This window comes from Rhodococcus sp. NPDC054953 (assembly GCF_053609225.1).
The window spans coordinates 102,152-111,186 of the sequence record NZ_JBSGXD010000016.1 but is presented as its reverse complement, the minus strand read 5'-3'; the positions used below and the strand labels follow the sequence as shown (position 1 = coordinate 111,186).

The following is a 9,035-nucleotide window of genomic DNA, read 5'->3' as shown; positions in this document are numbered from 1 at the left end:
GCCGGCGCCGTCACCACCGAGCTGCCCGACCTGACCGTCGTCGGGGTCACCGGCTCGTCCGGCAAGACGTCCACCAAGGATCTGCTCGCGGCGGTCCTCGCCCCGCTCGGATCGGTGGTCGCGCCGCCCGGCTCGTTCAACAACGAACTCGGGCATCCGTGGACGGCGCTGCGCGCGGACGCCGACACCCGTTTCCTGGTGCTGGAGCTGTCCGCCCGCGGCGTCGGGCACATCGCGCACCTCGCCGCGACGGTGCCGCCGCGGATCGGTGTCGTCCTCAACGTCGGCTCCGCGCACCTCGGCGAGTTCGGCTCCCAGCAGGCCATCGCGACCGCGAAGGGCGAGCTGGTCGAGGCGCTGCCCGCCGCCGAGGACGGCGGTGTCGCGGTCCTCAACGCCGACGACCCGCTGGTCGCGGCGATGGCCACCCGGACCCGCGCCCGGGTCGTCACGGTCGGGCAGTCGGCGTCCGCCGACGTGCGGGCCGTCGACATCCGCCTCGACGATCAGGCGCGCGCCGAGTTCACCCTCGTCGCCCCGCAGGGCAACGTCCGCATCGCGCTCGGCGTGCACGGCGAGCACCAGGTCGGCAACGCGCTCGCCGCCGCCGCCGTCGCCCTCGAGTGCGGGGCGGGCATCGAGCAGGTCGCGGCCGCGCTGAACGGGGCCCGCGCCGCGTCGGCGAAGCGGATGGACGTGCGGACCCGCGCCGACGGCGTCACCATCGTCAACGACTCCTACAACGCCAACCCCGACTCGATGCGGGCCGCGCTCAAGGCCCTCGCGTCGATGAGCCGGGCCGGTGCCGAGCGGCGCCGCACCTGGGCGGTGCTCGGCGAGATGGCCGAACTCGGCCCCGACACCGTCGTCGAGCACGACGCGATCGGCCGGTTCCTGGTGCGCCTCGACGTGACGAAGCTGATCGTCGTCGGTGACGGGCGACCGTCGCACGGCCTGCACCAGGGCGCCGTGATGGAGGGTTCGTGGGGCGACGAGTCGACCCTGGTGCCCGACGCCGACGCGGCGATCGAGATCCTGCGCCGCGAGGTGCGGCCCGGCGACATCGTGCTGGTGAAGGCGTCCCAGTCGGTGGGGCTGTGGACGGTCGCCGAGGCACTGCTGGCCGATCCGGTGGTTGATGTTCACGAGACGAGCGAGGAGCACGACCGGTGAGACAGATCCTGTTCGCGGGCGGCATCGCGTTGGCGGTGTCGATCCTGCTGACCCCGGTGCTGATCAAGATGTTCTCCCGGCAGGGCTTCGGGCAGGAGATCCGGGTCGAGGGTCCGGCCAGCCACCAGGCCAAACGCGGCACCCCGACGATGGGCGGCGTCGCGATCATCATCGGACTGTGGGCCGGGTACTGGGGTTCGCACCTGATCGGGATCGGGTACGACGCCGAGGGGCCGACCGCGTCCGCGCTGCTGGTGCTCGGGCTGACCACGGTCCTCGCGGGCGTCGGCTTCCTCGACGACTTCATCAAGATCCGCAAGCAACGCAACCTCGGCCTGAACAAGACCGCGAAGCTGGTCGGTCAGCTGATCGCGGCCGTGCTGTTCGCGATCCTCGCGCTGCAGTTCCGCAACGACGACGGCCTCACCCCGGGCAGCACGCAGCTGTCCTACGTGCGGGACATCGCGACCGTGTCGATGGGCTCGATCGTGTTCATCCTGTTCGTGTACCTGCTGGTCAGCGCCTGGTCGAACGCGGTGAACCTGACCGACGGCCTGGACGGCCTCGCCGCCGGGTCGATGACGATGGTGCTCGGGGCCTACACGGTGATCACGTTCTGGCAGTACCGCAACGCGTGCGCCACCAACCCCGGCAAGGGCTGCTACGACGTCCGCGACCCCCTCGACCTGGCGTTGATCTGCGCGGCCGCCGCCGGTGCCTGCATCGGCTTCCTTTGGTGGAACGCGGCCCCCGCCAAGATCTTCATGGGCGATACCGGGTCGCTGGCCCTCGGCGGCCTGCTCGCCGGCCTGTCCATCGTCACCCGCACCGAGCTGCTGATGGTCGTCGTCGGCGCGCTGTTCGTCGCGGAGGCCGCGTCGGTGGTGATCCAGGTTGCGGTGTTCCGGTCCAGCAGGCGCCGGGTGTTCCGGATGGCGCCGTTCCACCACCACTTCGAGCTCGGCGGCTGGGCGGAGACCACCGTCATCATCCGCTTCTGGCTGCTGGCGGCGATCGCCTCGGCGGTCGGCCTCGCCCTGTTCTACAGCGAGTACCTCGCGGTGGTCGGGGACTGACGGTGAACGTGGAGTTGTCGCGGCTGCGCGGCGCACCGGTCCTCGTCACCGGCGCGGGCATCTCCGGGCGCGCGCTGATCGCACCGCTGCGCGACCTCGGAGCCGAGGTCACCCTCACCGACGGCAACGCGGACGCGCTCGCGGCAGCCGCGGCCGAGCACGCGGTCGCGACCGTGACACCCGACGAGGCCGTCGCGGCGGCCGCCGACTTCGCGCAGGTGATCACCAGCCCCGGCTGGCGCGCCGATTCCCCGGTGCTCGCCGCCGCGGCCGGCGTCGGGGTCCCGATCTGGGGCGACGTCGAGTTCGCGTGGCGGATCGACCGGGCCGAGATCTACGGTCCGCCCCGCCGGTGGCTGGTGGTGACCGGAACCAACGGCAAAACCACGACCACCTCGATGCTCGAGTCGATCCTGCGGACCGCGGGCATCGCGGCCGTCGCCTGCGGCAACATCGGGCTGCCCGTCACCGACGCGCTGCGCGCGCGGCCGCGGCACGACGCGCTGGCCGTGGAACTGTCGAGTTTCCAGCTGTTCTGGGCGCCGTCCGTGCACCCCGCCGCAGGCGCCGTCCTCAACATCGCCGAGGACCACCTCGACTGGCACGGGGGGATGCGGGGATACATCGACGCGAAGGCGCAGGCCCTGACCGGTGACGTCGCGGTCGTCGGACTCGACGATCCGGTCGCGGCGTCCCTGGCCGGGGGAGCCCCGGCCGCCCGCACCGTCGGGTTCCGGCTCGGCGCCCCCGGACCCGACGAGCTCGGCGTCGACGGCGGCCGCCTCGTTGACCGCGCGTTCGGGTCCGGCGAGCTCCTCGCCGACATCGACGACGTCACCCCGCCCGGCCCGGCAGGGCTGATGGACGCGCTCGCCGCGGCGGCGCTGGCCCGGTCGATCGGCGTCGATGCCGCCGCGGTCCGGGACGGGCTGCGCTCGTACCAGGTGGGGCCGCACCGCGCCGCGCGGGTCGCGGACGTTGACGGCGTCACCTACATCGACGACTCGAAGGCCACCAACCCGCACGCCGCCCGGACCTCGCTGCTCGCGCACCCGCGGGTGGTGTGGATTGCGGGCGGGCTGCTCAAGGGTGCCCGCGTCGACGACCTCGTCGCCGAGGTCGCGGATCGACTGGTCGCCGCGGTCCTGTTCGGCCGTGACGCTGGCGACATCGCGGACGCACTCGCCCGACACGCGCCGCAGGTCCTCGTCCGGCGGATCGAACCGGGGCACGATGAACGGGTGAGTGCCACCGACACGCCCGATGCGGTGATGGCCCGCGCGGTCCGGGTCGCCGCCGATGCGGCGGCGCCCGGTGACACGGTGCTGCTCGCGCCCGCCGCGGCATCGCTGGACATGTTCACCGACTATGGGCACCGCGGCCGGAGCTTCGCTGCGGCGGTGCGGTCGCTCGGCGACGCCCCGGACGGCACCCGGGACCATGTCGACGGCTGAGAGCGCCCGCCCCGCGCGCGGCGGCCGCCGCGCCCCCGACCGGGCACCGTCCGACCGTGCGCGTCCCGACCGGCAGCGTTCCGACGCGCACCGTTCCGACCGGCCCCGGACCGCGATGGAGCGGTCGGCGCAGTCGGTGACGGCGGTCCGCGCCCGGTTCGGGGCCTGGCTGTCCCGGCCGCTCGCGTCGTTCCACCTGGTCGTCACGATCGCGACCCTGCTCACCGTTCTCGGCCTGGTGATGGTGCTGTCCGCGTCGAGCGTCGAGGCGTACGCCGACACCGGATCCGCGTACAGCATGTTCACCACCCAGCTGATTTTCGCGCTGCTCGGCGCGCTGCTGTTCTATGTCGCGCTGCGGATTCCGGTGCACCTGTTGCGGGCGCTCGCGCTCCCCGGTTTCGTGGTGTCGCTGGTGATGCTGTTCCTGGTCCTCATCCCGGGCATTGGCACGTTGTCGGGTGGTGCCCGCCGCTGGTTCACGCTGGGAACGTTGTCGTTCCAGCCGTCCGAGCTGGCGAAGGTCGCGCTGGTGATCTGGGGCGCGCACGTGCTGGCCACCCGCCGCCCCGGTGCCCCGGTGAAGGAACTGCTGATCCCGCTGGTGCCGGGTGCGCTGCTGGCGTCGCTGCTGGTGATCCTGCAGCCGAACTACTCGACGACGGTCACGTTCGTGATCGTGGTCGGCGCCCTGCTGTGGTTCGCGGGCCTGCCGCTCAAGCTGTTCGCCGGGGTGGTGTTCGGCGTCGGCGTCGGCGCGGTGATCCTGGCGTTCTCCGCCGACTATCGCGCCGCCCGCATCTTCGGCTTCCTCAACCCCGGCGACGACCCGCAGGGCGCCAACTATCAGAGCAGGCAGGCGAAGTTCTCCCTCGCCGACGGCGGACTGTTCGGCCGGGGGCTGGGGCAGTCCCGCGCCAAGTGGAACTACCTGCCGAACGCGCACAACGACTTCATCTTCGCGATCATCGGCGAGGAACTCGGATTCATCGGGTGCGCCGCGGTGATCGGGCTGTTCGCCCTGTTCGTGTACACCGGGCTGCGGATCGCGATGCGCTCGGTCGACCCGTTTCTGCGGCTGCTCACCGCGGCCGCGACAACGTGGATCCTGGCGCAGGCGATGATCAACATCGGCTACGTGATCGGCCTGTTGCCGGTCACCGGCCAGCAGCTGCCGCTGGTGTCGGCGGGCGGCACCTCGACGGCGATCACGCTGCTGATGTTCGGCATCGTCGCGAACGCGGCCCGGCACGAGCCGGAGGCGGTGGCGGCCCTGCACGCGGGCAACGACGGCCGGTTCGGCAGGCTGCTGCGGCTGCCGAAACCGGAGCAGTATTCGCCGGGGAAGGTGGCGGCAGCGCAGCGCGCCGCCGCGGAGAAGGCGGACCGGAAGCGGGCCGCGCAGCGGGAGGCGCAGCGCCGCGCCGCGCAGCAGCGGGAACGGCGCCGTCACGAGGACCAGCGCCGCCGCGACGACCAGCGCCGCCGGGACGACCAGCGCCGCCGGGACCAGCAGCGCGGCGGGGAGCCGCAGGCAGGCCGGGGCACGCGGGGACCGGGCCAGGACCCGCGACGTCGGCAGGCACTAGCATCGGACCCGCGGCGGGACCGGTCCTCCGGGCGCCGCGACGACCGTCATGACCGTGGCTTTGGTGAACGAGGATTTCGTAGGTGAGTGTGAGCGGTAGATCGTCCGGCCTGTCCGTCGTCGTCGCGGGGGGTGGCACCGCCGGGCACATCGAGCCCGCCCTCGCGGTCGCCGACGCGCTGCGCCGACTCGACCCAACGGTGACGGTCACCGCACTCGGCACCGAACGCGGCCTCGAGACCACCCTGGTCCCGGACCGCGGATATCCCCTCGAACTGATCCCGCCGGTGCCGCTGCCGCGCAAGCCCACGATGGACCTGCTGCGGCTGCCCGGCCGGGTCCGGGCCTCCGTCCGCCGCACCCGCGAGGTGCTCGACGCCGTGAACGCGGACGTGATCGTCGGCTTCGGCGGCTACGTCGCGCTGCCCGCCTACCTGGCCGCGGGCAGAGGGTTTGCGCGGCCCCGCCGTGGTGGACTCACCCGCAGGCGCCGCGCCATCCCGGTCGTCGTGCACGAGGCCAACGCCAGCGCGGGCATCGCCAACAAGATCGGTGCCCGGGTCGCGGCCCGGGTCCTCGCCGCCGTGCCGGACAGCGGGATCGGCCGCGACGCGCAGGTCGTCGGCATCCCGGTCCGCTCCTCGATCACCGGCCTCGACCGGGCCGGGCTGCGGGCGCAGGCCCGCGCCCACTTCGGGTTGCCCGCCGACGGGCCCGTCCTGCTCGTGACCGGCGGATCGCAGGGTGCGCGTTCGCTCAACGACGCGGTGTCCGGGGCCGCCGAGGCGCTCGCCGCGGCGGGCATCTCGGTGCTGCATGCGCACGGACCGAAGAACACCCTCGACGTCGCGCAGCACAACCCGGCCGCCCCGTACGTCGCGGTGCCCTACCTGACGCGGATGGACCTCGCGCTCGCCGCCGCCGACGCGACCGTGTGCCGCTCCGGCGCGATGACCGTCGCCGAGATCTCCGCGGTGGGACTGCCCGCGGTGTACGTGCCGCTGCCGCACGGCAACGGGGAACAGGAACTCAACGCGCGGCCGGTTGTCGCGGCGGGCGGCGGGCTGCTGGTCGCCGACGCCGACCTGACCCCCGCGTTCGTCGCCGACACGGTCGTGCCGTTGCTGCGCGACCGGGACCGGCTCGCCGCTATGGGGGCGGCGGCCGCCGGTGCCGGGCACCGCGACGCCGCGGACACGGTCGCACGGGTGGTTCTCGACGTCGCGAAGGGTGGTCAGCGGTGAACGCGAACGGTGGATCGGTGGCTCTGCCCCCGCATCTCGAGCGGGTGCACATGGTCGGGATCGGCGGCGCGGGCATGTCCGGCATTGCCCGCATCCTGCTGGCCCGCGGCGGTCAGGTGTCCGGGTCGGACGCCAAGGAGAGCCGGACGGTGCTTGCGCTGCGGGCCCGCGGGGCGGAGGTGCGGATCGGGCACGACGCCAGCGCCCTCGACCTGCTGCCCGGCGGCCCGACCGTCGTGGTCTCCACCCATGCCGCGATCCCGAAGGACAACCCGGAACTGGTCGCCGCCGCGGAACGGGACATCCCGGTGATCATGCGGCCCGAGGTGCTGGCGTCGCTGATGGCGGACCACCGGACCCTGCTGGTCGCCGGGACCCACGGCAAGACGTCGACGACGTCGATGCTCGTCGTCGCCCTCCAGCACTGCGGTGCCGACCCGTCGTTCGCGGTGGGCGGCGAACTGAACGAGGCGGGCACCAACGCGCACCACGGCTCCGGGGACGTGTTCGTCGCGGAGGCCGACGAGAGCGACGGGTCGCTGCTGCAGTACGACCCCAACGTGGTGATCGTGACCAACGTGGAGGCCGATCACCTCGACTTCTTCGGCACCGCCGAGGCGTACGTCCAGGTGTTCGACGACTTCGCGGACCGGATCCTGCCGGGCGGCGTGCTGGTGGCGTGCCTGGACGATCCCGGGTCCGCGGCACTCGCCGAGCGGGTCGCCGCACGCGGCCTGCCGATCCGGGTCGTCGGATACGGCGCTGATGACTCGGCGGGCACGGTCCCGGTCGATGCGCGGCTGCTGTCCTGGGAGCCGCGGGACGTCGGCGGTGTCGCCCGGATCCAGCTGTCCGGGGAATCGGCGCCGCGGGAACTGCGGCTGTCCGTTCCGGGGCGGCACATGGCGTTGAACGCGCTCGGCGCGCTGCTCGCGGCGAGGGAGGCGGGGGCCGACGTCGACGAGATCGTCGAGGGCATCGGCGGCTTCGGCGGCGTGCACCGGCGTTTCCAGTACACCGGCCGGGAGAACGGCGTCCGGGTGTTCGACGACTACGCGCATCACCCGACCGAGGTGCGGGCGGTGCTCGGCGCGGCCCGCGAACTGGTGCGCGGGTCGGGTGGCCGGGTCCACGTCGTGTTCCAGCCGCACCTGTACTCGCGGACCGCGGCGTTCGCGACGGAGTTCGGCGAGGCCCTCGACCTCGCCGACGAGGTGGTCGTGCTCGACGTGTACGGGGCGCGGGAGAAGCCGCTGCCCGGGGTCAGCGGCGCGCTGGTCGCGCAGGCGGTGACCCGGCCGGTGCACTACCAGCCGGACCTGTCGATGGCGCCGCGGCAGGTCGCCTCCCTCGCGCGCAGCGGCGACGTGATCATCACGATGGGTGCCGGTGACGTGACGATGCTGGGCAAGGAGATCCTCGGCGCCCTCGCCGCGGCACCCGGCTCCCGGATGCGGCCGGACGCGGCGGGACGGTCCGGGGACCGGGCATGACCCCCCGTCGGGGGTCGGGCCGGGCCACGGCGGCTGCCGGGGCCCGCGGGCCGGTGCGGGGCCGCACCGGTGCCCGGCCGACCCGGGTGACGTCCGGATCGGGGAAGGCAGCGGCGCGGCGCAACCGGAAGCCGCTCTACCTCACCGCGGCCGCGGTCGTCGTGCTGATCGCGCTCGGGCTGGTGCTGTGGCTGACCCCGCTGCTGTCCGCCCGCACGATCGCCGTCGTCGGGAATGCCGGGGTGCCGACCGAGGAGGTGCTTGCTGCGCTGTCGATACCGTCGGGACAGCCGCTGCTTCGGGTCGACACCGGCGCCGCGGCGCAGCGGGTTGCGGCGATCGCGAAGGTCGATCACGTCCGGGTGGAGCGGGAGTACCCGTCGACGATCCGGGTCACCGTGACCGAGCGGCAGCCGGCGGTCTTCTACGACACGCCCGAGGGGACGCATCTGATGGACGCGTCCGGGGTGGCGTACGCGATCGAGCCGGCACCGCCAGGCCTGCCGCGGCTCGCGGTGGATCGGCCGGGCCGAGACGATCCGGCGACGCGGGACGCGTTGACGGCGCTGAGTTCGCTGCCCCCGCAGCTGCGGCCGCAGGTGACGGAGGTGTCGGCGGGGTCGCTGTCGGACATTCACCTCACCCTCGCGGACGGCAGGCAGCTGCTGTGGGGGAGCGCGGACCATTCGGACCGGAAGGCGGCGATTGTCGTGCCGCTGCTCGGCCAGCCCGGTCAGGTGTACGACGTGTCCAGCCCCGACCTGCCGACGATCCGGTGAGGCGAGCCCGCGCCGGATCACCCGACAAATCGGCGTGTCGACCGGCGCGCCTGCTGGCCGAGCACCGTGGCCGGCCGTAGCGTTTCGCCTCAGTCATCCACTTGACATAACCATAACTCTATGGTTGAGGTTTAGGGTTTCCCGGGGTCTCGGATGCATATGAGATCCGGGAACACCAGTAACCTCAGCGCCACAAGTAACGTCAGCATCGCCAGCAACACCTTCAGC

General features: G+C 73.0%; 7 protein-coding genes. All 7 read left to right on the top strand.

Annotation, left to right across the window (positions count from 1 at the left end; all coding sequences use genetic code 11):
• Positions 1-1,173 (top strand): UDP-N-acetylmuramoyl-tripeptide--D-alanyl-D-alanine ligase (locus tag ACWF62_RS13170; protein ID WP_452630268.1); only part of this gene is annotated, 1,173 nt, incomplete at its 5' end.
• The gene (mraY, locus tag ACWF62_RS13165; protein ID WP_452630267.1) at positions 1,170-2,249 is read left to right on the top strand and encodes a phospho-N-acetylmuramoyl-pentapeptide-transferase; all 1,080 of its coding nucleotides are present in this window, start codon (positions 1,170-1,172) and stop codon (positions 2,247-2,249) included. The genes ACWF62_RS13170 and mraY, both read left to right, overlap by 4 nt.
• Positions 2,250-2,251: 2 nt before the next feature.
• Complete coding sequence (gene murD, locus ACWF62_RS13160; RefSeq protein WP_452630266.1) at positions 2,252-3,703, top strand: UDP-N-acetylmuramoyl-L-alanine--D-glutamate ligase; 1,452 nt, start codon at positions 2,252-2,254, stop codon at positions 3,701-3,703.
• A 115-nt stretch (positions 3,704-3,818) separates the two neighbouring features.
• Complete coding sequence (gene ftsW / locus ACWF62_RS13155) at positions 3,819-5,378, top strand: putative lipid II flippase FtsW (protein ID WP_452630276.1); 1,560 nt, start codon at positions 3,819-3,821, stop codon at positions 5,376-5,378.
• Positions 5,379-5,380: 2 nt separating this feature from the next.
• Entirely contained in the window at positions 5,381-6,535 is a 1,155-nt protein-coding gene (gene murG / locus ACWF62_RS13150) for an undecaprenyldiphospho-muramoylpentapeptide beta-N-acetylglucosaminyltransferase (protein ID WP_378507960.1), read from the top strand.
• A 50-nt stretch (positions 6,536-6,585) separates the two neighbouring features.
• Positions 6,586-8,028, top strand: coding sequence for a UDP-N-acetylmuramate--L-alanine ligase (murC, locus tag ACWF62_RS13145; protein WP_452630275.1), 1,443 nt, complete (start codon positions 6,586-6,588; stop codon positions 8,026-8,028).
• Positions 8,025-8,807 carry a cell division protein FtsQ/DivIB gene (locus tag ACWF62_RS13140; protein ID WP_452630265.1) on the top strand — a complete coding sequence of 261 codons (783 nt, stop codon included), beginning with the start codon at positions 8,025-8,027 and terminating at the stop codon, positions 8,805-8,807. Before murC ends, ACWF62_RS13140 begins: the two co-directional genes overlap by 4 nt.
• The last annotated feature ends 228 nt before the right edge of the window (positions 8,808-9,035 follow it).

Excerpts from the sequence above, each read along its gene's own strand:
- ftsW (WP_452630276.1), top strand. The coding sequence starts at position 3,819 with ATGGAGCGGTCGGCGCAGTCGGTGACGGCGGTCCGCGCCCGGTTCGGG.
- murC (WP_452630275.1), top strand. The coding sequence starts at position 6,586 with ATGGTCGGGATCGGCGGCGCGGGCATGTCCGGCATTGCCCGCATCCTG.
- ACWF62_RS13140 (WP_452630265.1), top strand. The coding sequence starts at position 8,025 with ATGACCCCCCGTCGGGGGTCGGGCCGGGCCACGGCGGCTGCCGGGGCC.